The 23,159-nt window shown below is 64.7% G+C and carries 29 protein-coding genes and 1 tRNA gene; 17 read left to right on the forward strand and 13 right to left on the reverse strand.

The annotated features are described in order from the left end of the window. Nucleotides 1–34: 34 nt before the first annotated feature. The 3 genes from G391_RS0103255 to G391_RS0103265 are packed head-to-tail and all read right to left on the reverse strand — an operon-like array spanning nt 35 to nt 1,920. On the reverse strand, nt 35–754 hold the full coding sequence (locus G391_RS0103255) for a 16S rRNA (uracil(1498)-N(3))-methyltransferase (protein WP_029086243.1): 720 nt from the start codon (nt 752–754) through the stop codon (nt 35–37). Nucleotides 755–786: 32 nt separating this feature from the next. Further along, nucleotides 787–1,605 (reverse strand): flagellar type III secretion system pore protein FliP, encoded by an 819-nt coding sequence (gene fliP / locus G391_RS0103260; protein ID WP_029086244.1) that lies wholly within the window; start codon nt 1,603–1,605, stop codon nt 787–789. A gap of 3 nt (nt 1,606–1,608) precedes the next feature. Next, on the reverse strand, nt 1,609–1,920 hold the full coding sequence (locus G391_RS0103265; RefSeq protein ID WP_029086245.1) for a flagellar biosynthetic protein FliO: 312 nt from the start codon (nt 1,918–1,920) through the stop codon (nt 1,609–1,611). A gap of 135 nt (nt 1,921–2,055) precedes the next feature. Here G391_RS0103265 and flgB point away from each other — a divergent pair, with 135 nt between their 5' ends. The 3 genes from flgB to fliE are packed head-to-tail and all read left to right on the forward strand — an operon-like array spanning nt 2,056 to nt 3,216. Then, entirely contained in the window at nt 2,056–2,466 is a 411-nt protein-coding gene (gene flgB, locus G391_RS0103270) for a flagellar basal body rod protein FlgB (protein WP_029086246.1), read from the forward strand. Nucleotides 2,467–2,483: 17 nt separating this feature from the next. Then, on the forward strand, nt 2,484–2,903 hold the full coding sequence (gene flgC, locus G391_RS0103275) for a flagellar basal body rod protein FlgC (protein WP_029086247.1): 420 nt from the start codon (nt 2,484–2,486) through the stop codon (nt 2,901–2,903). Between the two features lie 13 nt (nt 2,904–2,916). Then, a complete protein-coding gene (gene fliE, locus G391_RS0103280) occupies nt 2,917–3,216 on the forward strand; it encodes a flagellar hook-basal body complex protein FliE (RefSeq protein ID WP_029086248.1) in 300 nt (99 codons plus the stop codon). On the opposite strand, the gene G391_RS0103285 is transcribed toward fliE, so the two are convergent. Genes G391_RS0103285 through ada form a run of 6 tightly spaced genes read right to left on the reverse strand, consistent with a single transcriptional unit; the run spans nt 3,213 to nt 8,019 of the window. Continuing rightward, complete coding sequence (locus G391_RS0103285; protein WP_029086249.1) at nt 3,213–4,076, reverse strand: prolyl hydroxylase family protein; 864 nt, start codon at nt 4,074–4,076, stop codon at nt 3,213–3,215. The two genes, fliE and G391_RS0103285, sit on opposite strands and share 4 nt — an antisense overlap. After that, a complete protein-coding gene (folE, locus tag G391_RS0103290; RefSeq protein ID WP_029086250.1) occupies nt 4,073–4,651 on the reverse strand; it encodes a GTP cyclohydrolase I FolE in 579 nt (192 codons plus the stop codon). Before folE ends, G391_RS0103285 begins: the two co-directional genes overlap by 4 nt. A 9-nt stretch (nt 4,652–4,660) precedes the next feature. Beyond that, complete coding sequence (locus G391_RS0103295; RefSeq protein WP_029086251.1) at nt 4,661–5,611, reverse strand: bifunctional riboflavin kinase/FAD synthetase; 951 nt, start codon at nt 5,609–5,611, stop codon at nt 4,661–4,663. Next, nucleotides 5,612–6,001, reverse strand: a complete 390-nt coding sequence (locus tag G391_RS0103300; RefSeq protein ID WP_156893853.1) for a MaoC family dehydratase — start codon at nt 5,999–6,001, stop codon at nt 5,612–5,614. Nucleotides 6,002–6,054: 53 nt separating this feature from the next. Continuing rightward, nucleotides 6,055–6,924: a TIGR01459 family HAD-type hydrolase gene (locus G391_RS0103305; RefSeq protein ID WP_029086253.1), complete on the reverse strand. Its 870-nt coding sequence runs from the start codon at nt 6,922–6,924 to the stop codon at nt 6,055–6,057. 51 nt (nt 6,925–6,975) lie between these two features. Next, nucleotides 6,976–8,019, reverse strand: coding sequence for a bifunctional DNA-binding transcriptional regulator/O6-methylguanine-DNA methyltransferase Ada (gene ada / locus G391_RS0103310; RefSeq protein WP_029086254.1), 1,044 nt, complete (start codon nt 8,017–8,019; stop codon nt 6,976–6,978). Nucleotides 8,020–8,182: 163 nt separating this feature from the next. On the opposite strand from ada, the gene G391_RS0103315 reads away from it, so the two are divergent. The 3 genes from G391_RS0103315 to G391_RS0103325 all read left to right on the forward strand — a co-directional run bounded on the left by G391_RS0103315 (nt 8,183) and on the right by G391_RS0103325 (nt 10,938). Further along, complete coding sequence (locus G391_RS0103315) at nt 8,183–9,283, forward strand: acyltransferase family protein (protein WP_029086255.1); 1,101 nt, start codon at nt 8,183–8,185, stop codon at nt 9,281–9,283. Between the two features lie 66 nt (nt 9,284–9,349). After that, nucleotides 9,350–9,913, forward strand: a complete 564-nt coding sequence (locus G391_RS13695) for a CHAP domain-containing protein (protein ID WP_051257089.1) — start codon at nt 9,350–9,352, stop codon at nt 9,911–9,913. A gap of 62 nt (nt 9,914–9,975) precedes the next feature. Next, nucleotides 9,976–10,938 carry a magnesium transporter CorA family protein gene (locus tag G391_RS0103325; RefSeq protein ID WP_029086256.1) on the forward strand — a complete coding sequence of 321 codons (963 nt, stop codon included), beginning with the start codon at nt 9,976–9,978 and terminating at the stop codon, nt 10,936–10,938. Here the strand turns inward: G391_RS0103325 and G391_RS0103330 are convergent. Together G391_RS0103330 and G391_RS0103335 are read right to left on the reverse strand one after the other, a co-directional pair. Next, nucleotides 10,935–11,789, reverse strand: coding sequence for an alpha/beta fold hydrolase (locus tag G391_RS0103330; RefSeq protein ID WP_029086257.1), 855 nt, complete (start codon nt 11,787–11,789; stop codon nt 10,935–10,937). The genes G391_RS0103325 and G391_RS0103330 overlap by 4 nt on opposite strands. A gap of 8 nt (nt 11,790–11,797) precedes the next feature. Continuing rightward, on the reverse strand, nt 11,798–12,766 hold the full coding sequence (locus tag G391_RS0103335; protein ID WP_029086258.1) for a complex I NDUFA9 subunit family protein: 969 nt from the start codon (nt 12,764–12,766) through the stop codon (nt 11,798–11,800). A gap of 144 nt (nt 12,767–12,910) precedes the next feature. On the opposite strand from G391_RS0103335, the gene G391_RS0103340 reads away from it, so the two are divergent. From G391_RS0103340 to lptB, 5 genes are all read left to right on the forward strand, one after another. Further along, a tRNA-Leu gene (locus G391_RS0103340) sits at nt 12,911–12,997 on the forward strand. Between the two features lie 61 nt (nt 12,998–13,058). Continuing rightward, nucleotides 13,059–13,706 carry a ribonuclease D gene (locus G391_RS0103345; RefSeq protein ID WP_084169106.1) on the forward strand — a complete coding sequence of 216 codons (648 nt, stop codon included), beginning with the start codon at nt 13,059–13,061 and terminating at the stop codon, nt 13,704–13,706. Continuing rightward, a complete protein-coding gene (gene lptC, locus G391_RS0103350) occupies nt 13,703–14,395 on the forward strand; it encodes an LPS export ABC transporter periplasmic protein LptC (protein WP_169719088.1) in 693 nt (230 codons plus the stop codon). The genes G391_RS0103345 and lptC overlap by 4 nt, the downstream gene beginning before the upstream one ends. Nucleotides 14,396–14,408: 13 nt before the next feature. Beyond that, a complete protein-coding gene (locus tag G391_RS0103355) occupies nt 14,409–14,915 on the forward strand; it encodes an LptA/OstA family protein (RefSeq protein ID WP_029086261.1) in 507 nt (168 codons plus the stop codon). A 16-nt stretch (nt 14,916–14,931) separates the two neighbouring features. Then, entirely contained in the window at nt 14,932–15,687 is a 756-nt protein-coding gene (gene lptB, locus G391_RS0103360) for an LPS export ABC transporter ATP-binding protein (RefSeq protein WP_029086262.1), read from the forward strand. Nucleotides 15,688–15,749: 62 nt separating this feature from the next. On the opposite strand, the gene grpE is transcribed toward lptB, so the two are convergent. Both grpE and hrcA read right to left on the reverse strand, forming a co-directional pair. Then, entirely contained in the window at nt 15,750–16,274 is a 525-nt protein-coding gene (grpE, locus tag G391_RS0103365; protein WP_084169139.1) for a nucleotide exchange factor GrpE, read from the reverse strand. A gap of 52 nt (nt 16,275–16,326) precedes the next feature. Next, nucleotides 16,327–17,409, reverse strand: coding sequence for a heat-inducible transcriptional repressor HrcA (gene hrcA, locus G391_RS0103370; RefSeq protein WP_051257152.1), 1,083 nt, complete (start codon nt 17,407–17,409; stop codon nt 16,327–16,329). Between the two features lie 112 nt (nt 17,410–17,521). Here hrcA and rph point away from each other — a divergent pair, with 112 nt between their 5' ends. The 6 genes from rph to G391_RS0103400 are packed head-to-tail and all read left to right on the forward strand — an operon-like array spanning nt 17,522 to nt 23,151. Next, a complete protein-coding gene (gene rph, locus G391_RS0103375) occupies nt 17,522–18,235 on the forward strand; it encodes a ribonuclease PH (protein ID WP_029086265.1) in 714 nt (237 codons plus the stop codon). A 45-nt stretch (nt 18,236–18,280) separates the two neighbouring features. Continuing rightward, nucleotides 18,281–19,651, forward strand: coding sequence for a tRNA (N6-isopentenyl adenosine(37)-C2)-methylthiotransferase MiaB (gene miaB, locus G391_RS0103380; protein ID WP_029086266.1), 1,371 nt, complete (start codon nt 18,281–18,283; stop codon nt 19,649–19,651). After that, nucleotides 19,652–20,623 carry a PhoH family protein gene (locus tag G391_RS0103385; protein WP_029086267.1) on the forward strand — a complete coding sequence of 324 codons (972 nt, stop codon included), beginning with the start codon at nt 19,652–19,654 and terminating at the stop codon, nt 20,621–20,623. It begins immediately after the preceding gene. Next, a complete protein-coding gene (ybeY, locus tag G391_RS0103390; protein WP_029086268.1) occupies nt 20,620–21,069 on the forward strand; it encodes an rRNA maturation RNase YbeY in 450 nt (149 codons plus the stop codon). Before G391_RS0103385 ends, ybeY begins: the two co-directional genes overlap by 4 nt. Then, nucleotides 21,044–22,729 (forward strand): apolipoprotein N-acyltransferase, encoded by a 1,686-nt coding sequence (gene lnt / locus G391_RS13700; protein WP_245572025.1) that lies wholly within the window; start codon nt 21,044–21,046, stop codon nt 22,727–22,729. Before ybeY ends, lnt begins: the two co-directional genes overlap by 26 nt. Next, nucleotides 22,726–23,151 (forward strand): helix-turn-helix domain-containing protein, encoded by a 426-nt coding sequence (locus tag G391_RS0103400; RefSeq protein ID WP_035303516.1) that lies wholly within the window; start codon nt 22,726–22,728, stop codon nt 23,149–23,151. Before lnt ends, G391_RS0103400 begins: the two co-directional genes overlap by 4 nt. The last annotated feature ends 8 nt before the right edge of the window (nt 23,152–23,159 follow it).

The raw sequence follows: 23,159 nt of genomic DNA on the forward strand, positions 1-23,159 counted from the left end.
CGTGGCCGCTAGATGGGCCGTTCCGGCCTCCGGCTCAAGAGCGCCAGTCACCCTTGGCGGCCTGCCAGAGCGTCAGGGCCGAGATCGCCGCGGTATCTGCCCGCAGGATTCGAGGTCCGAGCCCAACCGGCACGACGAAGTCCATACCGCGAAGCCGCGTCCGCTCTTCCGGCGAAAAGCCCCCCTCAGGGCCGATCAGGACCGACCATGGGGCCTCATCGTCTGGCAGGGACTTGAGCGCCGGCTGAACGCCGCCGCCTTCGTCGCAAAACATCAGACGGCGCCCCTGAGGCCATTCTTCAAGGATCTGATCCAGCTTCTCGGGAGCGACGATCTCCGGCACATCGAGCCGCCCGGTCTGTTCGGCCGCCTCCATGGCGATGGCGGCAAGCCGGTCTGTGCGCGCATGATCGGCCTGGGTGTAGCGCGTGATCGCCAGCCGAACGCGACGGCAGCCAAGCTCCGCTCCTTTTTCGACAATGGTTTCGAGCCGATTGCGCTTCACAAGGGCGATGATCAGCTCGAGGTCCGGTGTGACCGCCTGTTCGCGCGTGCGCTCGAGCGCGGTGAGCACACAGGAGCGTTTCGACGCCTCGGTGATTTCAGCCCGCCATTCCCCGTCGCGGCCATTGAAGACGAGCAGGTTGTCCCCAATGCCCTTGCGCATGACGCCTGTCAGATATCGTGCCTGATCGGCAGACGGTTCCAGCACAACGCCCGGTGACAGCGGATGGTCGACAAACAGGCGGATCATGCCGCGACCTTAGCGGCAGACGGGGCGGGCGGCTATCCGCCGCCCAGACCTCGCTGGAAACTCTCGACAAGGGACCCCGCCACCAGCCGCCAACCGTCCACCAGAACGAAGAAGATCAGCTTGAAGGGCAGGGACACGATCACCGGCGGCAGCATCATCATGCCCATCGACATCAGGACGCTGGCCACCACCAGATCGATGACCAGAAACGGCACGAACAGAAGAAATCCGATTTCGAAAGCGCGCTTCAGTTCCGAGATCATGAAGGCGGGCGTCACAACCCGCAGCGGCAGGTCCTGGGCCGTGGTTCCGGCCTCGACATTCGACAGTCGCGTAAATAGGGCCAGATCGGCCTCTCCCACCTGGCTGAGCATGAAGGTCTTGACTGGCTCGGCCGCCAGATCGAAGGCCTGCGGCAACTCCATCTGCTGATCCAGCAGGGGTCGGATCCCGGAATCGTAAGCCGCCGTCCAGGTGGGGGCCATTACGATGGCCGACAGGAACAAGGCCAGGGACACCAGCACCGCATTGGGCGGCGACTGCTGGAGGCCAAGCGCCGTTCGCAACAGGCTAAGCACCACCACGATCCGCACGAAGCTGGTGGTCATGATGACAATGGACGGAGCCAGCGACAGCACCGTCATCAGGCCAATGAGCTGAACGACCCGCTCGGACAGACCGGCCCCGGTGCCCAGATCAATATTGATCGATGACCCCTGGCCTGACTGGGTCACCAGGTCCTGGGCCAGGGCTGCAACCGGCCAAGCCAGACAGAACAGAGTCACAACCAATGACAGGCGCGCCGCCCGGATCAGTTCGTCTTGCGTCGGTTTGGCGAGCCACCGGCCCATCGCCTAGGCCCCCCGCTCGGGGCGGTCGCCCAACGGCATGGCGCGCAAGGGTCGGACCGCCTGCGGACCCGTCAGCTCCTTGCCTTCGCCGAGCAGAAGCAACCGTTCTTCATTGTCAATCTGAACCAGAACCAGTCGCCGTGCGGGGTCAAGCACCAGCGTCTCGGTGACCTTGAGGCGGCGCTCACCACGATCCGCCTGCAGCTTCTCAAGCCACTGGGGCGCATACCGACGCAGGCCCACCGCCACCAGGCCGATCAGACCCAAGGTGATGGCCAGGCTGAAGACGGCCCAGGCAAAATTCAGAAAATTCATGTGGCGAACCGGCCTTACGCGCCCGTTCCGGGCAAGGCTCTAACCTCTTCGAACATGGTTAACGTCGTCTTGCTGAAAGGTCCGGTTAACCATGGCTGCGGCATTTTATGCCCGGTAGATGAGGAAGGGCCCGCTATGGGCATCGACGACATCCCCCTGTTTTCGAACCTGCGCGGTCGGCTCGGCTGGCTCGCGGAGCGTCAACGCGTGGTCGCCCAGAACGTCGCCAACGCCGATACCCCCGGCTATGCCGCCCGCGATCTGGCTCGACCGACAGATTTTGCCGATGCGCTGAGCGGCGCAAACCGACTGGCCATGGCCCGGACCTCTGCCAGCCACATTCCGACGGCTCCCGGAGCGACAACCTCGCCGTTCATCATCGAACGGACGCCGGATTCCGAAACCACGCCTGACGGCAACTCGGTCGTGGTCGAAGAACAGATGCTGCGCATGGCCGAAAGCCGCATGGAATATGACGCCGCCATCGGCTTCTATCAGAAGTCCCTCAACATGCTGCGGCTTGCCTCGCGCAAGCCGGGCGGATGATCCTGGAGGCGTGACAGATGACTGATCCCGTTGCCCCGAGAAACTCGACCATGGCGGTGGCCGCCTCAGCCCTGCGGGCCCAGCAATCGCGCATGCGGATCATCGCCGAGAACATCGCCAACGCGGAATCGACGGCACCCATTGATGGGGCCGACCCCTATCGTCGTCAGGTTCCCGTCTTCCAGACCCGCGAAATCGACGGTGCCACGGGGGTCGAACTGGCCCGGGTCCGTGAGGATCAGGGCGATTTCCGTCTCGATTATGAACCCGGCCACCCGGCCGCAGACGCCGAGGGCTATGTCCGACGACCCAATGTGGACACCCTGATCGAGGCGATGGACATGCGCGAAGCCCAACGCGCCTATGAGGCCAACCTCAACGTCATCGAAACAGCGCGCGCGATGGAACAGCGCACGCTGGACCTGCTCAAGCGATAGGAACCCCTAGGACATGGATGCCCTGACTGCGCTCCGCGCCTATTCGGCCGCTCAAGGCAGCGCCTCGCCGACATCGGGGCCGCAGGAAGCCGCAGCGCCCGGCTTCGACGACATGCTGGCCGGTTTCATCGGGCAGGCCGGCGAAGCGACGCGTGCCGCCGAAACCCAGATGGCCGCCCATTCGGCGGGTCAGACGGATCTGGTCAACGTCGTCACGGCCATCGCTTCGGCCGAGGCCTCCCTGGAAACCGTTGTCGCGGTCCGTGATCAGGTGATCTCCGCCTATCAGGAGATCATGCGAATGCCGATCTAGGATTTCATCAGACCGCGCGGGGCCCGGTTCCTGAGCCACTGGGAATAGACCCATTTCTCACCGGTTGTCGGCGGACGCCCGGCATGGCGCGTCGCAAGGTCAATACGACCATTGGGCTTGATGTTCGCCCAGAAGAAGGCGTCGCCTTTGCGCCCGCGATGCTTGAGGCCGATCGCCTCCATCTCGGTTTCGCCGCCCTCGTAGTCGTCATTCAGATAGGTGAGGAAGGTCGCCACACGCTGACCCCGCTCCTCGAGGTCGGGACGGTGGCCTGCCTTTTCAGGGTCCAGCCAGTCATAGTGCGGCGTGAAGGCTTCACCGACCGCATAGTGAAGGATCTGAACGGATTCCAGGCCAACGACGGGCAGCCCAGTGGCCCTGGCGATGCGCTCGCGCACCAACATCATCACCAGATCGCAATCCAGGAGGTCGAAACTGGTCGCCGAGTTTGAACGGCTCCACTTGATCAGGGGCTGGCCGGTTTCCGGGTCATAGACCGGGGCCTTTTCGAGATGCGGCAGGGCACGAGCGCACAGCCAGTCACACGCCTCATGCGACACAAAGCCATCAATCGCCAGAACGTGGGGCTCCTGGGCCAGAATCCGGGGCGACGGCGAATGAAGCCAACTCGCTAGATCCGGGTTCGGCCCAAGAATTCGACGGGTCTCATCGGCAAGGACATGCCCGCTGGCCGCGGCCTGAGCCAGCCGCCGAAAGGCTTCCGACCAGTCCTGGGGTCGAGCCAGTCCGGCCGCCGACATCAATGCCAGATGATGCGCCGCCTCTGCGTCCCCGGCGTCAGCCTCGGCGATCAACACCTCGGGCGTATGATCCCGGTCGAGTTGATCGTCAGACCTCATCCGCCGCGCGCCAGTCTGAGAAACTCTTCTCGGGTGCGCGGATCGTCACGCACGACACCCAACAAACAACTGGTGCTCAAGGACGCGCCCGGCACCGCGACCCCCCGCAGGGTCATGCACGAATGCTCGGCCTCGATGACCACGCCAACGCCCTGGGGTTCCAATACCTCCTGGATCGCCTGAGCGATCTCAGCGGTCATCTTTTCCTGGATCTGGAGTCGTCGGCCAAAGCCCTTGACCACCCTCGCCAGCTTGGAAATGCCGACGACGCGATTGGTCGGCAGATAGCCGACATGGGCCTTGCCGACCACCGGCAGCATGTGGTGCTCGCAGAAACTGACGAACCGGATGTCGCGCAGCACGACCAGTTCGTCATAACCGGCAACCTCTTCAAAGGTACGTTCCAGATAGGAGCGGGGGCACTCGTCATAGCCGGCAAACAGCTCGCGATAGGAGCGGGCGACGCGGGCCGGCGTATCCAGGAGGCCCTCGCGCGTCGGGTCGTCGCCGGCCCACTGGATCAAGGTGCGAACGGCGGCCTCGGCTTCGGCCTGGCTAATGGAGCGGTCAGTCATTCAGCTATTCTATCCTTGCGCAGGGAGCTCTGCGAGGGCCTGGCGCGCCTCTGCGGCATCCTGGTCGATACGGGCCTTCAGAGCTTCGAGGCCGTCGAACTTCAGTTCAGGCCTGATCCAGGCGATCAGTTCAGTCTCGATGACCTGGCCGTAGATATCTTCGTCGAAATCGAACAGCCAGACCTCGAGCAGCGGCTCTTCGGTCTGGAACATCGGTCGCACGCCGAGATTGGCCACGCCGTCGAAGATCCGACCATCAGGCAGGCGCGTCCGCGTCGCATAAATACCGTAGGCCGGTCGGACATAGTCACCCAGGCGGACATTGGCTGTGGGCACACCGATGGTCCGACCACGCTTGTCACCGTGAACCACCTCGCCTTCGATGGCAAAAGGTCGACCCAGGATCGCGGTGGCCCGGTCGGGTCGGGCGCCCATCAGCGCCTCGCGAATGCCGGAGGACGACAGCTTGGTCCCATCGTCGGCGGACAATTCCGGGATGGCCGTCACCTCGAAGCCAAATGCTCGCCCGTAGTCGGCCAGTGCCGCCGGCGAACCGGTCCGCCCCTTGCCGAAGGTCACATCAAAGCCGACCGCCACATGGCGCACGCCCAGTCCGTCCGCCAGAACCTGCGCGGCAAAGTCTCGATCGGTCATGCTCGCCATCTCGGCATCGAAGGGCAGCAGATACAGGCGATCAATGCCACATCCTTCCAGGGCCCGCGCCATTTGCCCTGCGGTCATCAGCCGGAAGGGCTCCGCATCCGGCTGGAAGTAGCGGCGCGGGTGAGGTTCGAAACTGACCAGCCCGGCAGGAACCCCCAGGGCGCGGGCCTTGACGACAGCCGCCTCAATCACGGCCCGATGGCCCTGATGCACGCCGTCAAAATTGCCCAGCGCCAGGGACGCACCCCGCTGTCGCGTGGTCAGGTCCTTCCAGCCCTCGATGATCTCCACCGGCACCTAGGTCCGCCTGCGCCGACGCGGGACCCGGATCGTGGCCTCGCCCTCAAGGACCGCGTCGCCGTCGACCAGACATTCGGTCCGCAGAATGACGCGCGCTGAGGGATCGATAGACTGAACCGTGACGCGCGCGACCACGACATCGCCGATACGCACCGGCCTGTGGAAGTTCAGCGTCTGACCGAGGTAGATCGCGCCCGGCCCCGGCAGGATGGTGCCGACGACCGCCGAGACGAACGAGGCCGACAGCAGGCCGTGGGCGACGCGGCCCCGATAGGCACTGGCATTTGCGAAGGCCTCATCAACGTGTAGCGGATTGAAGTCCCCCGAGGCCTCGGCAAAGGCCATGATGCGCTCATGCGTGATCGGCACGCACAGCTCTGCCGTCATGCCGACCGACAACTCATCGAGAATATAGCCCCCGTCGGGGGTTGCGTGCGCGCTCACCAGGTCAGCTCCTTGAGAACATAGCGGGCAGTGGCCCCAGACTGGGCCAGACGAGCCTCGGCCAGCAACGGGTCGAGACGGCCGGCGGCGTCCACGACGTCGGCCCCATGGATCCCACCCGCGACAAACAGACAGTCCAGGCCCTGTCGATTCGCCCCCAGGACATCGGTGGGCAGGCCGTCCCCGATTGCCAGAACGCGGCTCTTGTCGAGGGCCCCGGTCCGTAGCCGGCCCGCCTCTCGCAACGCCAACTCATAGATGGGCGAGAACGGCTTGCCGGCCATGACGACCGTTCCGCCCACCGCCGCATAGACATCGGCAAGGGCACCGGCGCACCAGATCAGATCCTTGCCACGGTGAACGACCTTGTCTGGGTTGGCGCAGACCATTTCGAGCCCGCGCCGCGCGCAATCCGAAAATCCGTCTCTGTAGTCTTCGGGTTGGTCCACATCGTCATCGAACAGACCGGTACAGGAAATAAAGGCCGCTTCGGACAGATCGTCGGTCAATTCGACGCCTGTGCCATCATAGATGCCCGCATCCCGTTCGGGACCAACGCGCCAGGCGGGGCCCGGCGCGCGTTTGGCCAGTTCCGCCCGCGTCGCGTCGCCCGACGTCACCACAGCAGCCCAGGCTTTGCGATCCACGCCGATGTCATCCAGCTGGACGACGAAACTCTCGCGCGGGCGCGGCGAGTTGGAGATCAGCACCACCACGCCACCCTGTTCCGAAAAGCGGCGCAGAGCCTCCACCGACGCCGCAAACGGCACCTTGCCGTCATGCACCACGCCCCAGACATCGCACAGGACGACGTCATAACGGTCGGCGATCTCGGAAAGACCCGTCAGGGTTTGAAGCTCGGACATGGCCCGTCTCTAGCCGGGACACCCCTGACCGGGCCACCTCAAAAAAGCACATCAGCCCCTTTCGCGGCGCAGAAGCTCTCTCTTGCGGTCCGTACCCCAGGCGTAGCCGGTCAAGGAACCGCTGGACCCGACAACGCGGTGACAGGGCACCACAACGCACACGGGATTGGCCCCACACGCCGCTCCGACCGCGCGCGCGGCACCGGGGCGGCCAATAGCCGCCGCCAGCTCCCCATAGGTCCAGGTCTGGCCGGCCGGAATGGTCCGCAGGGCTTGCCAGACCTTTTGCTGAAAGACGGTACCACGAACGTCCAGCGGCAGATCGGCACCCGGATCCTTCGGATCGTCGATCAATTCGACGACGCGCTTGACCAGCGCCTGAAGATATCCGTCCTCGGCCAGCGTCTCGGCCTCGGCAAACCGGGCCTTGAACCGCGCCAGCATGAAATCGGCATCATCGCCCAGCTCGATCGAAGACACGCCCTTGTCTGTTGCCGCCACCAGGACCCGGCCCAACGAACAGGCCGCGACCGTCACCCGGATGCGCTCTCCGGCCCCCGCCTTCTTCCAGGCCGTGGGCGTCATGCCGAAGCGCCGATCGGCTGAATCATAGAAGCGGCTGGGCGCGCCGAAACCGGAATCGTAGATCACATCCGTCACGCGCCCCCCCTCCGTCAGAGCCGCCTTGGCTCGGCCGTCGCGAATCTGTCGGGCGTAGGCCGCCGGGGTCACGCCCGTCTTTGCCTTGAACATCCGGTGAAAATGATGCGGCGACAGCCCCACGCTCGCCGCCAACATCTCCAGAGATGGCGGTGTTTCCGCGGCCTCAATGATCCGGCACGCTCTGGCGACCCTATCAGCCTGGGGGGCCGCCTCGTCCGGCTTGCAACGCAGACAGGCGCGGTATCCGCGCGACCGGGCCTGTTCAACCGTATCGAAGAACTCGAGATTCTCGCGTCGTGGCGTTCGGGCGGGGCAGCCAGATCGGCAGTAGATGCCCGTTGTCGTGACGCCGACAACAAAAGCCAACCGCTGGGACGCGTCTCGACGCGCCAGCGCCGCATACCGACTGTCATTTGTCTGGGAACGATCCATTGCCATCAACATAGGCCATATCTCCGATTTCAGCAGGGCCGTCTTGCCCGTCGAAAGGAGGCCCGGCGTCCCGCCTCTTGCGGTCAATGTCGGCCGCTTAACGGTTCCTCATCGCCTCTACGGTAGTTTGCCGCGTCAATCATCGGGATGTCGGACCACCGCCATGACGCCGGAAAACCTCAAGCCCTTGACCTCTATGCGGTTCCTGGCGGCCTTCTGGGTCGTCATGTTCCACTATTGGCCCAAGCTCGACCTGGGGCCGGCCACCGGCTGGACCCCCGGCCTTGTCGCCCAGGGCTATCTCGGCGTTGAACTGTTCTTCGTCCTGTCCGGCTTCATCCTGTGTCACGTCTATCTGGCCAGCACCGCAGACGGCTCCTTCCGCTACGGTTCCTTCCTGTGGGCACGACTGGCCCGTGTCTATCCGCTGCATCTGGCGACCCTGATCGGGGTAGGTCTTCTGGGACTGGCCGCCGTCTTGGCTGGAATATCAATCGACGACAGCATCCTGTCTTGGGCATCTCTGCCGGCGAACCTGACCTTGACCCAGGCCTGGGGTCTGGCCCCCGAGGCCGCCTGGAACCATCCGTCATGGTCAATTTCGGCAGAGTGGTTCGCCTATCTCTGCTTCCCGGTTTTCGCCTGGGCGACCTGGCGACTGCGCTCGCGCCCCGGGCTGGCACTGGTTCTGGCAACGGCTGGCCTGTGCGCGACCTATGCCGTCTTTGAGACTGTCGCGGGCTTCCCCTTGACCCAGGCGACGATCGACTGGGGCGCGTTACGGATCGTTCCCTGTTTCGCCCTGGGCTGCGCGGCCTATCTCGTCTGGCGGTCCGGTGGGCTGCGTCGGCCGGGTGTGTGGGCGGTCATGACCACGAGCCTCATCCTGGCCTGCGCCGGCTTCCAGCTTTGGGACGGAATCACCGTGACCTTGTTCAGCGTTCTGATCCTCGCCCTGGCCGGCTTGGCGGGCCGCGGCGGTCCACTGGAATCAAAAACCGGCGTCTGGCTGGGGGAGATCAGCTATTCCGTCTACATGGTCTGCGTGCCGTGGAAGCTCCTCGCCATCAATGGACTGGCGCGTCTAAATGGTGGGTCAGAGCACCTGCCCTCGTGGATGTGGGTGCCGGCCGTTCTGGCGATTGTGCCGCTGGCCGGTCTGACCCATCACCTGATCGAACGCCCGGCGCGGGCGGCCATGCGCCGCTGGGCTGAACAGCGCGCGTCGAAAGGTCGCAGGCAAATTCAGCCTGCGGCGACCTGACGCCTTTTCGATCTTAAGACCTCCCCGCTAGATCAGGTCCTAGGATAAACGTCGTCGGGACCTTCCATGTTCAAGCGCCTGGGCACCGCCCTGTTTGCGGCCGTTGTCGCCGTGTCGGCCCTGGTGCCGGCGACGGCCGCGGTGGCGCAGGACACCTACTACCAGTGCGTGCGCTTCGCCCGGGAGTTCTCCGGCATTCAGATCTATGGCGATGCCTGGACCTGGTGGGCCTCGGCCCAGACCCGCGGCCTGCGGACCGGTCGCGCCCCCGAGGTCGGGGCGGTTCTCGTCTTTCAACCCCATGGAGCCTCGACCCGTGGACATGTGGCGGTCGTCAGCCAGATTCTGACCGAGCGTGTCATGCGAATCAGCCACGCCAACTGGGGTGGATCGCGCGGGCGGATCGAACGTGACGTCACGGTGGTCGATGTCTCGCCCGAAAACGACTGGAGCCAGGTTCGCGTCTGGCACAACCCGTCAAACGGCCTGGGCATCAGTGTCTATCCGACCTATGGCTTCATCTACCAGGACGATGCCGCCGCCATGCAGCGCATCTCGGCCCAGGCCGAAGGCATGCAGGCCAGCGGCTATCAGACTGCTGCGCTGAGCGCCGCCTCCGGCCAGCCCTGACACCTGCCCCCTTTACATTCGGAGCGGCTTGAGGTCGGGTTCGCGCCAGACGGGGGCCGCCTATGATCCGACTTTTCCAGTCCTGCGAACCGTCTCCGACCGAAGTGTCCGATCCGCCAGACGGATGGACCGTGCCGGACGCCACGGTCTGGATCGATCTGGTTGAGCCCAGCCGCACCGAGGAACTCGCCATCGAGCGAATTCTAGGTCGTCCCGTCCCGACACCAGATGAGATGGCGGAAATCGAGGCCTCGTCGCGCCTCTATCGCCAGGATCAGGCGACCTATCTGACGACCGATCTCCTGTACAACACCGACGCCCTGCTACCGTTGGTAGGTCCGGTTACCTTCATCCTCTCGGAAGGCCCCCTGGTCACGGTCCGCTATTTTGAGCCCCGGGCCTTCAAGATCCTGGGCGAGCGGTTTGATCGCGATCCTGAACTTTGTTCGGGAGCCGTCATGGTGCTGATGCACCTGTTCGAGGCCATCATTGACCGCACGGCGGATGTCATCGAACGGCTCTCTCGCGAGGTGGATGATGTTTCCAATGACATCTTTGTCGACCCCGGAAAGACCAACTATGCACGCGCCATCAAACGCCTGGGCGTCGCCCAGCATGCCTCGTCACGCATTTCTGACAGCCTGACCGGCATCGAACGCGCCCTCACCTTCATCCAGCTTGATTCCCGGTTCGACCTGCACCCTGAGGCGGGTGAGCATCATCGATCGCTGTCGCGCGACATTCAGTCGCTGCAAGGACATATCGGTGGTCTGGTGCAGACCATCAGCTTCCAGCTGTCAGCCGCCCTGGGTCTGATCAACATTGAACAGTCCGCCATCATCAAGATCTTCTCGGTGGCGGCGGTGGCCTTCATGCCACCGACCCTGATCGCCTCAATCTATGGAATGAACTTCCACCACATGCCCGAGCTCTCGCAGATCTGGGGCTATCCGGCGGCCTTGCTGGCGATGATCGTCTCGGCCCTGTTCCCGCTCTGGTACTTCAAGAAGCGGCGCTGGCTCTAACTTGTGATCGCCGTCTCAAGGGTTGCCCGGGCCTGTTCCGGCATCAGCATGGGAAAGAAATGCGTTCCGCCTTGCAGGGCCGAGACACTCAGCTGTGGCACGCGGGCAGCATCGCCCTGTGTCACCGCACAGGTCGAGCCGATCTCGGCCTTCAGGATGTGAACCGGGCGGTCCAGTCGCCGCAGAGCCCCCCAAGCATCATTGGCCTGGGCGGAATAGTTCGAGGACTCCCACGCCGGCGCACAGGCCAGCTCGACCGCGCCATCTGATGTCGGTCGGAATCCGCCATCGACGTAGTCCCGCAAGGTCGCATCGGGCCAGCCCTTGAACGAGCCGCGCCCCCGATAAGTCGTAAAAGCCACGTCCAGATTCTCGAAGTGGGAACGACGTTTGAGCGCAGCGACAGCCCACGGATGTCGTTTCGCCATCCGCCAGCCGCCCGGTAGCCGCATCACCGTTGCCGCTGAGCGCGCGAGGATCACCGGATCGAGCATGACCACGGCACGAACCCGCTCGGGCATTTGGGCCGCCGCCAGCAAGGCCAGGGTTCCGCCCATCGAATGCCCGGCCAGCACGACGGGTGGTCCGCTCAGGCTCGCGACCAGATCAATCAGATCTCCTCGCATATCGTTCCAGCTGGCCCGGTTAGTCGGCACCGTCGGCAGGTCGGTCAAGCCGTGGCCACGAAGATCCGGGGCCAGCACCCGCCAGGCATCTCCCAAGGGGGCCAGCAGGTTGCGATAGGTGCGCGCGTTGAAACCGTTGGCGTGGACGAAGATCAGGTCGACGGGGCGACCAACGTCTCCCCATTCCAGCCGCGCCAGACCTTCCGGCGAAAGGATTTGTCGCACGGCCGACCCTAGGCGGGGGCCATGTCAGCGAACTGGCCGCCCACACGATAGCGCCACAGATAGGTGGGCGCGATCGCTTCGACCCCGGTAGCCTCAATCCCAAGATCGGCGAGTCCGGGCGCGCCCTGGCTCACCACATTGTCGACCTTCAACAGGGCGACCTGATCACGGGTCAGAGGAGGGGCCAGGCCGACCCAACTCAGCGGCTCCAGCATCAGACCGAGCGCGCTTGCAGCCGCCGCAGGCAGGGGCAACAGGGCGCGGTCCCGCCGCGTTTCATGATTCACCAGTTCGAGGATCTGGCGCAGAGTCAGAACCTCGGGACCGCCCAGTTCATAGGTTTTGCCTGCCGCAGTGGGGTCGTCGACCGTCCTGGACACAGCTTCCGCAACATCCCCCACATAGACCGGCTGGAAGCGGGTCTCACCACCACCGGGCATCGGCAGGGCCGGAGACACGGTCGCGAGGCTCGCGAACCGGTTCAAAAGCCCGTCGCCGCGGCCAAAGATCACCGAGGGGCGAACTACGGTCGTAGACTTCAGGGCGGCGCGAGCCCGAATCTCGCCCTCGCCTTTCGTCCTTGCATATTTCGACGACGACCCGGCATCGGCCCCGAGGGCCGACACATGAGCCAGACGGCTGATGCCGCGCTTGGCACAGGCCTTGGCGATCCGTTCTGGGGCGTCACCATGCAGGGCCGAGAAGCTCTGCCAGGGGCTTTCGAACAGGACGCCGACCAGATTGACCGCAGCCGTCGCCCCCTCCAGGGCAGCGGCGACCTGGGTGTCGTCGCGAACATCACAGGCGACCCGCTGGATCTGCCCGACCCGGCCCTGGGTCTGGCTTTCAAAGGCCAGGTTGGGATGGCGCACAGCGATCCGAACCCGATGGCCGCCGCGCAACAGGGCGCGCACCACCTGGCTACCCAGAAAGCCTGAACCGCCAAACACTGTGACCAGGGAATCGGAACGCGCCATTGCCGGAAATCTCTCACCGAGGGGAAGTCGAGCCGGGGATAGCCGAGGTGTCCGCGAACGGCAATGCGGAGAAACCCAACAGACCCGTTGACCCGCCCTGGCTTCCGCCCTATGTGTCCGCGCCTTCGGCCCCTGGCGGGTCGGGCCCAGGTGGCGGAATTGGTAGACGCGCTGGCTTCAGGTGCCAGTGGCCGAAAGGTCGTGGAGGTTCGAGTCCTCTCCTGGGCACCAATTCTTCGGGCGACGGCCCACGAGACGGCGCTGGTTCTTTGGACCGGCGCCGTTCGCGTATATGGTCCACAATGATTCACAGGGGCGCTTGACCTTGGCCACCCATCTTCACCTCGGCGATCTTCCCGACGACCTCGATCTGGGGCCGGTGGTGGCGGTCGATTCGGAAACCATGGGCCTGCGCTATCGGCGCGATCCACTGTGCGTCGTTCAGCTGTCATCCGGGGATGGCAACGCCCATATCGTGCGTCTGAACCGCCCGAACTATGACTGCCCGAACCTCAAGCGGCTGCTGGTTGATCCGGCGGTGCTGAAACTGTTCCACTTCGCCCGTTTCGACATCGCCATGTTCCAGCTCTATCTGGATGTGGATACCTGGCCGATCTACTGCACCAAGATCGCGTCCAAGCTGGCGCGCACCTACACGGATCGCCATGGCCTGAAGGATGTGGCACGCGAATTGGCCGGGGTCGAACTGTCCAAGGCTCAGCAGAGCTCGGACTGGGGGAATCAGACCCTGTCGAAGGATCAGCTGGCCTATGCCGCCTCGGATGTCCTGCATCTGCACCGTATCCGCGACCAGCTGGACCTAATGCTGGCTCGTGAAGGCCGCGCCGGCCTGGCTCAGGCCTGTTTCGATTTTCTGCCGACCCGCGCCCGCCTTGATCTTGGCGGATGGGAAGAGATGGATATCTTCGCTCACGCATGACCCAGCCCGCCGGCCCCGTCCCCTCCTTGCTCGAACAGGCCCCGACCGACCTGGCCACGGTTCGGCGTGAGGACGCCCGGCGCGTCGTGGAGGCTATGGAGGCCTGGCGCAAGCGGTCGCGCATGATCCATTTCTTTCGCCGGGCCCTGCCGATTGCCCTGGCGGTGATCACGCTTGGAACAGTGGGTTGGGTCATCGCCCGAACCGTTCTGGCAGATATGGCCGACCAGGCGGCTCAACAGTCAGACATCCGCATGACCAATCCGCGCTTCTATGGTCAGGATGCTCAGGGCCAATCCTTCGTCCTGGCCGCTGCCGAAGCCGTTCAGGATCGGGGCGAAGCAACCTTGATTCACCTCACCCGTCCGGCATTGCGCTTGAATGCGACAGGCGAGCGCCCCACAGAGATTACGGCCCTAGCGGGAATCTACAATGAGCGGGAGGACCGGATCGAGTTGTCCGGCGAGGTCACGGTCATTGATGGCGGGACCGGGTTCAGGTTCGACACCGGAGCCGCCGTGATTGACACGAGCACCGGCGTCATTTCGGGCCGGTCCAACATCCGTGGACGCGGACGTCTTGGAACCATCGACGCCGCGTCCTATGCCATCTACGATCAAGGTGCTCGTCTCGTTTTCGAAGGCGACGGCGACCGCAAGGTCACCGGCGTCATCAACATGGCCGACTGAACAGGATTTCGTGATGCGGTTTCTCATTCGCAGCCTCCCGGTCGCCCTGGCGGCCTCAACCGTTCTGCTGGTCGGACCGGCCGGTGCCCAGATCGCGCCCGGCGGCGGACCGGTCGCGTGGGGGGCGGACCGAACCGAGTATGTGGAGGCTCAGGGCCTGCTCAAACTGATCGGGCGCGCCGAACTCATCCAGGCCGAGAATCGGCTCCGGGCCGATGCCATCGACATGTTCACGACACCCGCCCGCAACGGCAGCGGCGGCGGTGATGTCCGCGAGGTGGTCGCCACCGGCAATGTCTATTTCGTCACCCCGACCCAGGTCGTGCGTGGAGATCGTGCGGTCTACACCGCCGCCAGCGACACCATTGTCGTGACCGGAGACGTCATCCTGACCCAGGGGGAGAACGTCATGACCGGCAGCCGCCTGACCGTCGTGGTCGCCACCAACAACGCCGTCATGGACGGCGCGCCCTCCTCCGCCGGCCAGCGGGTGCGTGGCGTCTTCTATCCCGACGAGTGATCTTCGCTTGAGCACCCTGACCCTGAAACCAGATTCCGCCGGTGTTGAGGCCGATAACGAGGGCCTGTTCGTCGATTCGATCGGTCGCTCCTTCGGCGGGCGGGCGGTCGTCAAAAGCGTGTCCTTGCGCCTGCGTCGCGGCGAGGTCGCCGGGCTGCTGGGGCCAAACGGGGCCGGCAAGACCACCTGCTTTTACATGATAACGGGGCTCGTCCCGGTCGAGTACGGCAGCATCTATCTGGACGGCGAGGACATCACCGGCCAGCCCATGTACCAGCGCGCGCGTCTGGGCGTCGGCTACCTGCCTCAGGAGGCCTCGATCTTTCGCGGAATGACCGTCGAAGAGAATGTCCTGTCTGTCGTCGAGCTAAGAGAGCACGACCGCGCCAAGGCGATGGCCGATACCACCCGCCTGCTGGAAGAACTTCGGATCAGCCATCTGCGCCAGGCCTCGGCGATGGCGCTGTCAGGGGGTGAACGGCGACGGGTGGAAATCGCGCGCGCCCTCGCCTCTGAACCCAGCTTCATGCTTCTGGATGAGCCGTTCGCCGGCATCGACCCTCTGGCGATTGCCGATATCCGCGAGGTCATTGTATATCTGGCCACGCGCGGCATCGGCGTGCTGATCACCGACCACAATGTGCGCGAGACGCTCGACATTATCGACCGGGCCTCGATCATCCACGGTGGTGAGGTTCTGTTCGAAGGCACGCCGGCCGAGATCATCGCCAACCCCGAAGTGCGTCGGGTGTATCTGGGCGAAGCCTTCTAGGTTCTGGGGATCCGGTTCCAGGGACGCGGCGTTCCTCCCTAGGACCTGACCCCAAGCCCTTCTCAGGCCTGCGTATCCACCGATGAGCCCGGCGGGGCCGCCGCACTACCGCGGGCCGCGACGATGACCATGGCGGGTCGGACGGTCCGCCCGAACAGGACATAGCCTGGTTGATAGGTCTGGATCACCGTCCCGGCCTGCACCTCGGTCGAGGGCTGTTCGGCCATGGCCTGATGGATATTCGGATCAAACCTGTCGCCGGGTTCCGGTGCCACGCGGGTCAGGCCATTGGCCTCAAATGCCTGGATCAGCGATTTCTCAGTCATCTCCAGGCCCGTCACCAACCCCTGCACTCCGGCATCGACCGAGCCTTGCGGTGCCGCTGTCAGAGCACGTTGCAGGTTGTCAGCTACGCCCAGGAGGCTCGTCGCGAAGCGTTGAATGGCATAGGCGCGCGCATCGTTGGCCTCGCGCTCGGCCCGGCGCTTGATGTTCTCGACCTCGGCGGCCAGGCGCATGGCCTTGTCTTTCCAGTCATCCCGCTCTGCGATGACCGCGTCGAGCGGAGCCAGATCATCACCGTCCATCGCCGCTTCGAGGTCAGTCTCGTCAATCGGGTTCTCAGGGGTCTCGGTCACGTCAGTCCTGTCTGTCCAGCATTCGTCCCAGCACCCGCGCCGTATAGTCCACCAAGGGAATCACGCGAGCATAGTTCAGGCGCGCCGGTCCGATCACGCCGATCGCCCCAACCACCTTCTGTTGCCCGGTCATATAGGGCGCCGCGACCACAGCGGAACCCGACAGGGAGAACAATCGTGTCTCGGAGCCGATAAAGATGCGTAACCCTTGCGCCTCACGCACCCCATCGAGCAGGCCGATCAGCTGCTCCTTCTCTTCCAGGTCCTCGAACAGCTGGCGCACCCGCTCCAGATCCGCCAGCGCCTCTGGGTCCTGCAACAGATTGGCCCGACCGCGCACGATCAGCGCCCGATCCTTCGCCTCGCCGCCGGACCAGGCCGCCAAACCGTCTTCGACAAGCCCCGCCGCCGTCGCATCCAGCGCCGCCCGCGCGGCCTGAAGCTCCACCGCCATCTCCGCCTGAGCCTCCCCCAGCGTCCGCCCGCGCAGGCGCGTGTTCAGAAAGTTCGAGGCCTGCTGCAGACTCGATGGCGTCACACCGGGTGCCAGCTTCATCAGGCGGTTCTCGACGGCACCATCATCGAATACCAGCACGACCAGTGCCTGTTCGGACGACAGCGAGACGAACTCAACATGGCGCACGCCCGCTTCTCGCACGGGGGCGGCCACGACCCCGGCTCCCCCGGCCAGACCGCTCAGGAGGTCAGACGCCGCCTCCAGCGCCTCATCGAACCCACGCCCCTTGCCGATCAGCCGGGCATCAACGGCGCGGCGCTCCTCTGCCGACAGGTCACCGATTTCCAGCAGGCCATCCACGAACAGGCGCAACCCCGCATGAGTCGGCACGCGCCCCGCCGACACATGGGGTGCCGCCAACAGGCCCAGGTGCGTCAAGTCCTGCATGGTGTTGCGGATCGAGGCGGGCGACAGCTGAATTCCGCCCCTCGACAGGGTCCGCGATCCCACCGGCTCGCCCGTTTCCAGATAGGACTCGACGATCCGCCGAAAAATGTCGCGTGCGCGCGCGTCCAGTCCGGCCAGACCCGAGGCCGACGGCGTTGCTGGTGAAATGAAGCCGCTCATGCCCGCGTCTCCGCGCCGCGCGCTCTGCTGGTCCGGGTCTTGGCGGTGGCGACGTTCACGCCGATAGGATAAGCCGCGCAACGTCTCCTTCAAGCCTTTCTGGACATCGCCCATGCGCCCGTCGAACCGCCGCCCCGACCAGATGCGGGCCGTCACCCTGGAAACCGGCGTCAATCGCTATGCCGAAGGCTCCTGTCTGGTGAGCTTTGGTCATACGCGGGTTCTGGTCACCGCTTCGGTCGAGGAAAGCCTGCCGCCGTGGCTGCGCGGCAAGGGTCAGGGCTGGGTGACGGCGGAATACGGAATGTTGCCGCGCGCCACCCACACGCGGGGTCGCCGCGAGGCCGCCGCCGGCAAACAGTCGGGCCGGACCCAGGAGATCCAGCGCCTTATTGGTCGCTCGATGCGCGCTGTCGTCGATCTGAAGGCCTTGGGCGAACGGCAAATCCTCATCGACTGCGATGTGGTCCAGGCCGACGGCGGTACCCGCACGGCCTCCATCACCGGGGCCTGGGTGGCCATGGCGATGGCCGTTAAGACCTTGAAGGATAAGGGTGCCGTGACAACCGACCCCATCCTCGATCAGGTCGCGGCGGTGTCGTGCGGCATCTTCAACGACGTTCCCGTGCTGGACCTCGACTATGATGAGGATTCGGCGGCCGAGGCCGATTCCAATTTCGTTCTGACCGGCCAGGGTGGCATCGTCGAAATCCAGGCCACCGGCGAGAAGCGCGGCTTCTCGCGGGCTGAGTTCGACCGGCTGTTCGAGCTGGCGGGGATCGGCTGCGCCGAGCTGTTCGCCCTGCAGCGGTCGGCGGTCGAATAGCCTCCCGCCTTGCCTCCGCCGCAAGGCGTCCCCATAACGCCCGCCATGACCGATCAGCCGACCGGCCAGCCGTCAAAACGTCTGTTCATCAAGACCTACGGCTGCCAGATGAATGTCTATGATTCCGAGCGCATGGCTGATGTCCTGCGCCCGCTGGGCTATGCCGCCACCGACCGGCCCGAGGATGCGGACTTTGTCATCCTCAACACCTGCCACATCCGCGAGAAGGCTGCCGAGAAGGTCTATTCGGAACTCGGTCGTCTGAAGGCGATCCGGGCCGAGCGGATCGAGCAGGGCCTGCCGCGCTCAACGATCGCGGTCGCCGGCTGTGTCGCCCAGGCGGAAGGCCAGGAAATCATCCGCCGCCAGCCCGCCGTGGACATGGTCGTCGGCCCCCAGGCCTATCACCAGATCCCCGAGCTTCTGGCTCGCGCGGCCCGCGACAAGGGCGAACGGCTGGCCGCCGCGTTCGAAGCTGAAGCCAAGTTCGACAGTCTGCCCGCCGATCGGGCGGTCAAGGGCGTCACCGCCTTCCTGACGGTTCAGGAAGGCTGTGACAAATTCTGTTCGTTCTGTGTGGTGCCCTACACCCGTGGGGCCGAGTGGAGCCGCCCGGCCGGGGCCATTCTCGATGAGGCGCGGGCGCTGGCCGACAAGGGGGTGCGCGAAGTCACTCTGCTGGGCCAGAACGTCAACGCCTATGACGGGACGGGTGCCGATGGCTCGGTCTGGACCCTGGCGAAGCTGGCCCGCGCCATCGCCGAGATCCCGGGGCTGGACCGCATTCGCTATACGACCAGCCATCCCAACGACATGTCCGACGACCTGATCGCCGCCCACGGCGAGCTGGACGCCCTGATGCCCTACCTGCATCTGCCGGTGCAGTCAGGCTCGGACCGGATTCTCCGGCTGATGAACCGCAAACATTCGGCGGACAGCTATCTCAAGGTCATCGACAAGGTCCGCGTCGCCCGGCCCGACTTGGCGATTTCGGGCGACTTCATCGTCGGCTTCCCCGGTGAAACGGAACGCGATTTCGAAGACACGATGAATCTTGTGCGAGCGGTCAACCACGCCTCAGCCTTCTCCTTCCGCTATTCGCGACGGCCCGGCACGCCTGCCGCCGCCATGCCCGGACAGGTGCCTGACGAGGTCGCCGAAGACCGCCTACAACGGCTTCAGGCCCTTCTGTTCGAGCAACAGACGACCTTCAACGCCAGCCAAGCGGGAAAGACGCTCAACGTCTTGTTCGAGAAGCCCGGCCGCCATCGCGATCAGGCCATTGGACGCTCACCGTACCTGCAGTCCGTCCATGTCGAGGATGCCAAGGGCCTGATTGGTCGGATCGTCCCGGTGAAGATTACCTCGGGTCAGCAGAATTCCCTGGCGGGCGAGCTCATCGTGGAGACAGCCTGAGTGGCGCGCGGCGAAGAGTTTATCGCCCTGTCCGACGCCGCGTTGCGCGCCGTCATCGGGCCGAATAGCCGCCACCTGGCCCTGATCGAGAATGCCTTCAGCGTCCTGATCGAAAGCCCGGGCGGCGGGGTGACCATCACGGGCTCGACACGGGAGCGCGCCGACGCCAAGCGGGCCGTTCTCTTGTTGGCTGAGCGGGCCGATGCGGGTGTTGATCTATCCGAGGCCGATGTTCGCGTCAGCCTTTCGCTGACAAGTACCGGCAAATCCGGCGCGGGCGGTCAGGCTCTGATTTCCGGTCGGCGCGGCCCCATTGCGCCCAAGACTGCTGCGCAGGCGTCCTATCTCGACATGCTCGAGCGTTGCGACCTGACCTTCGGGGTCGGGCCGGCGGGGACCGGCAAGACCTTTCTGGCCGCCGCATATGGGGCGACGCTTCTGCTCAAGGGACAGGTCGACCGACTGGTCATCACACGTCCGGCGGTCGAGGCCGGCGAACGACTCGGCTTTCTGCCAGGCGACCTGAACGAGAAGGTTGACCCTTATCTCGCCCCCATCTGGGAGGCCCTGGATCAGATCATTGGCGCGGACGCTGTTCGGCGTCGTCGCGACAAGGGCGAAATCGAGGTCGCGCCCCTGGCCTTCATGCGCGGTCGGACCCTTGCCCACGCCTTCGTCATCGTGGACGAGGCCCAAAACACGTCGCGCCTGCAAATGAAGATGGTTCTGACGCGTCTGGGCGAGGGCGCACGCATGGTTGTCACCGGCGATCCGAGCCAGGTTGATCTGCTGAACCCGCGCGATTCCGGCCTGTCTCATGCCATCCGGTTGTTGAGCGGCGTCGAGGGCGTGGGCGTGTCCGAATTCACCGCCGATGATGTTGTCCGCCATCCGCTTGTGGCCCGCATCGTGCGCGCCTACGACGCCGATGCCGAAGCGCGCCGGCCTCGCCCGGACCTTGAGGGTGCATGATCGAGGTTGAGATCGACGATGAGGCCTGGAACGAGATCCTCTTCGACGTTCAGAGCCGGGTCGAGGCAGCGGCCACTCTTGCGCTGGAGGAGGCCGGAGTTGTCACCATCAGCCTGTCCGACGATGACACCGTCGCGGATCTGAACCAACGATTTCGCGACAAGGCCGGGCCGACCAATGTCCTGAGCTTTCCCGCCCCGGAGACGGCCCGCCCCTTTCTGGGTGACGTTATTCTGGCCTACGGCGTTTGCGCGCGGGAGGCTGGCGAACAAGGAAAGTCGCTGAGCGACCACATGCAACATCTCGTCGTGCACGGCGTCCTGCATCTGCTGGGCCATGACCACATGGACGAGGACGAGGCCGAGATCATGGAATCGCGCGAGCGCATGATCCTTGCACAGCTGGGTCTGAAGGACCCCTATGCGTTCCGAGATGAACCAGGCTGACGACCAGATTCCCGAGGAGGTGAGCGAGAATGCGGCTGGACCCGCGTTCCCCTTTCGCCCACGCGGGCACCTTCTGCGGTTGACGGCCGTGGCCCTGGCCCTGCTGGCCGGGATTGGTGCCGCCCTGGCGCATCCCCCCTGGTCGATCTGGCTTGGGTTGCTCGGATACCCGCTTCTGATGGGCCTGTCGGAGCGTACCGCGACGGTGCGAGGAGCCTTCGGGGTCGGATGGGCGGCAGGTTTCAGCTATTTTTTCGTCAGCTGCTGGTGGGTGGCCGAAGCCTTTCTGGTCAATCCCGATCAGGCCTGGATGGCCCCCTTTGCCGGATCCCTGCTGCCGGCCGGACTGGCGCTGTTCTGGGGCGGGGCGAGCGCCGCCTACCGATGGCTGGCACCAAATCGCGGGGCTGAGAGGGTCTTCCTGTTCGCGGCTCTGTTTGGACTGTTCGAGTGGCTGCGCGGCCACGTCCTCACGGGCATGCCCTGGAACCCGGCGGGAGCCGTCTGGCCTGCCGGCTCCGCGCCGTCACAGATCGCCGCCTATGTCGGCGTCTATGGGCTGGGCCTCATCACGGTACTGGCAGTGTCGACCCTGGGCCTGGCCATCGGCCCCGGTCGCTGGAAGGTGAAGGCAGGCTATCTGGTCGGCGGTGCCTTGCTGGTCGCCGGGCTTTTCCTGGGTGGTGCCGAACGCCTGTCCCAGGCCGATCTGAGACTGACACCAACGGTGGTGCGGATCGTCCAGCCCGACGTCGACCAGCAGGCCAAATGGGAACCGGACCAGTTCGAAGCCGTCGTTCGTCGCTACGCCAATCTGTCCGCCAGCCAGAGCGGGGCGCGGCCGGACATTATTGTTTGGCCTGAGGGAGCCTTGCCGATCAGCGCCAACGAGGCCTTCACCTCCTGGGTCGGGTCCACCATGGACCAGGCGCTGGAGCCCGGCCAAACCCTGATCGCCGGTTTCAGCCGTGCAGATGCCCTCCCGGATGGCACACCCCGGTATTTCAACAGCCTGTTCGTGCTGCAGGATGATGGCCAGCTTCGCGTGGCGGACGTCTATGACAAGTATCGTCTGGTGCCTTTCGGCGAGTTCCTGCCACTCGGTGGCATAATGTCGGCCACCGGAATTCGATCACTGGTTCATGTTCCGGCCGATTTCTCGGCAGGACCACGTCCCGAGCCGGTGGATATTCCCGGTGCCCCGAGAGCCCAGCCCCTGATCTGCTACGAAAGCCTGTATCCCGGCTTCACCTCGACCGTCGGAGGTCGTCCCGGCTGGATCGTCAACATCTCGAATGACGCCTGGTTCGGTCGCACATCCGGGCCTCGGCAGCACCTTAATCTGGCGGCTTATCGGGCCATCGAAACCGGACTACCTATGGTTCGCGCGACGCCCACCGGCATTTCTGCCCTCATTGACCCTTGGGGACGCATTGGGGCCCATCTGGAGCCAGGCGAGAGTGGGGTTCTGGATGTTCGACTGCCCGAACCAGCCCCGCCGACCCTCTATGCGAAAATTGGCGATTTCGCTTTCCTTATTGTAATGCTCGGCTTGCTGATTTCTGGCTTGAGATTCAGCATGAAAACGCGCATTTCTTCCCGCCACGCTGATGGGGGTGGGCATGATGCCGCCGGCGCGTCGGCTGATCGGGGGGAATGAAAGCCTTGACCACGTCCGAAGCCGCCAGCGAGCGAAAGCCCAATCCTATCGATATTCACGTTGGCTCGCGGGTACGGATGCGCCGCAAGCTGATGGGGGTGAGCCAGGAAAAGTTGGCCGAGGCCCTGGGGCTAACTTTCCAACAGGTCCAGAAGTACGAGCGCGGCGTGAACCGTGTGTCGGCCTCCAAGCTCTTTGAAACGTCGAATTTCCTCGGCGTTGAAGTCAGCTACTTCTTTGATGGGCTCGCGAACCGTGATCCCGCCGCCGGCTTCGCCGAGAGCGAGTCCGAACGCTACACGCATGAATTCCTGATGACGACCGAAGGTGTGGAGCTGGCGTCGCTCTTCCCGCGCCTCGCTCCCAAGCAACGCCGGCGGATTCTGGAACTCGTTCGAACCCTGGCCGACGACGACGACTGATCTTGTCG

The sequence above is a fragment of the Brevundimonas aveniformis DSM 17977 genome (assembly GCF_000428765.1).
GTDB classification, from domain to species: Bacteria; Pseudomonadota; Alphaproteobacteria; order Caulobacterales; family Caulobacteraceae; genus Brevundimonas; species Brevundimonas aveniformis.

Coding starts and splice junctions, on each gene's coding strand:
- flgB (WP_029086246.1), top strand. CDS start 2,056: ATGGGCATCGACGACATCCCCCTGTTTTCGAACCTGCGCGGTCGGCTC.
- ybeY (WP_029086268.1), top strand. CDS start 20,620: ATGATCGAGGTTGAGATCGACGATGAGGCCTGGAACGAGATCCTCTTC.
- G391_RS13695 (WP_051257089.1), top strand. CDS start 9,350: ATGTTCAAGCGCCTGGGCACCGCCCTGTTTGCGGCCGTTGTCGCCGTG.
- lnt (WP_245572025.1), top strand. CDS start 21,044: ATGCGTTCCGAGATGAACCAGGCTGACGACCAGATTCCCGAGGAGGTG.
- G391_RS0103315 (WP_029086255.1), top strand. CDS start 8,183: ATGACGCCGGAAAACCTCAAGCCCTTGACCTCTATGCGGTTCCTGGCG.
- G391_RS0103285 (WP_029086249.1), bottom strand. CDS start 4,076: ATGAGGTCTGACGATCAACTCGACCGGGATCATACGCCCGAGGTGTTG.
- lptC (WP_169719088.1), top strand. CDS start 13,703: ATGACCCAGCCCGCCGGCCCCGTCCCCTCCTTGCTCGAACAGGCCCCG.
- flgC (WP_029086247.1), top strand. CDS start 2,484: ATGACTGATCCCGTTGCCCCGAGAAACTCGACCATGGCGGTGGCCGCC.
- ada (WP_029086254.1), bottom strand. CDS start 8,019: ATGGATCGTTCCCAGACAAATGACAGTCGGTATGCGGCGCTGGCGCGT.
- hrcA (WP_051257152.1), bottom strand. CDS start 17,409: ATGAGCGGCTTCATTTCACCAGCAACGCCGTCGGCCTCGGGTCTGGCC.
- G391_RS0103400 (WP_035303516.1), top strand. CDS start 22,726: ATGAAAGCCTTGACCACGTCCGAAGCCGCCAGCGAGCGAAAGCCCAAT.
- G391_RS0103300 (WP_156893853.1), bottom strand. CDS start 6,001: ATGACGGCAGAGCTGTGCGTGCCGATCACGCATGAGCGCATCATGGCC.
- rph (WP_029086265.1), top strand. CDS start 17,522: ATGCGCCCGTCGAACCGCCGCCCCGACCAGATGCGGGCCGTCACCCTG.
- fliP (WP_029086244.1), bottom strand. CDS start 1,605: ATGGGCCGGTGGCTCGCCAAACCGACGCAAGACGAACTGATCCGGGCG.
- G391_RS0103305 (WP_029086253.1), bottom strand. CDS start 6,924: ATGTCCGAGCTTCAAACCCTGACGGGTCTTTCCGAGATCGCCGACCGT.
- fliE (WP_029086248.1), top strand. CDS start 2,917: ATGGATGCCCTGACTGCGCTCCGCGCCTATTCGGCCGCTCAAGGCAGC.
- folE (WP_029086250.1), bottom strand. CDS start 4,651: ATGACTGACCGCTCCATTAGCCAGGCCGAAGCCGAGGCCGCCGTTCGC.
- G391_RS0103325 (WP_029086256.1), top strand. CDS start 9,976: ATGATCCGACTTTTCCAGTCCTGCGAACCGTCTCCGACCGAAGTGTCC.
- G391_RS0103255 (WP_029086243.1), bottom strand. CDS start 754: ATGATCCGCCTGTTTGTCGACCATCCGCTGTCACCGGGCGTTGTGCTG.
- G391_RS0103335 (WP_029086258.1), bottom strand. CDS start 12,766: ATGGCGCGTTCCGATTCCCTGGTCACAGTGTTTGGCGGTTCAGGCTTT.
- miaB (WP_029086266.1), top strand. CDS start 18,281: ATGACCGATCAGCCGACCGGCCAGCCGTCAAAACGTCTGTTCATCAAG.
- G391_RS0103355 (WP_029086261.1), top strand. CDS start 14,409: ATGCGGTTTCTCATTCGCAGCCTCCCGGTCGCCCTGGCGGCCTCAACC.
- G391_RS0103265 (WP_029086245.1), bottom strand. CDS start 1,920: ATGAATTTTCTGAATTTTGCCTGGGCCGTCTTCAGCCTGGCCATCACC.
- grpE (WP_084169139.1), bottom strand. CDS start 16,274: ATGGACGGTGATGATCTGGCTCCGCTCGACGCGGTCATCGCAGAGCGG.
- G391_RS0103345 (WP_084169106.1), top strand. CDS start 13,059: ATGGTCCACAATGATTCACAGGGGCGCTTGACCTTGGCCACCCATCTT.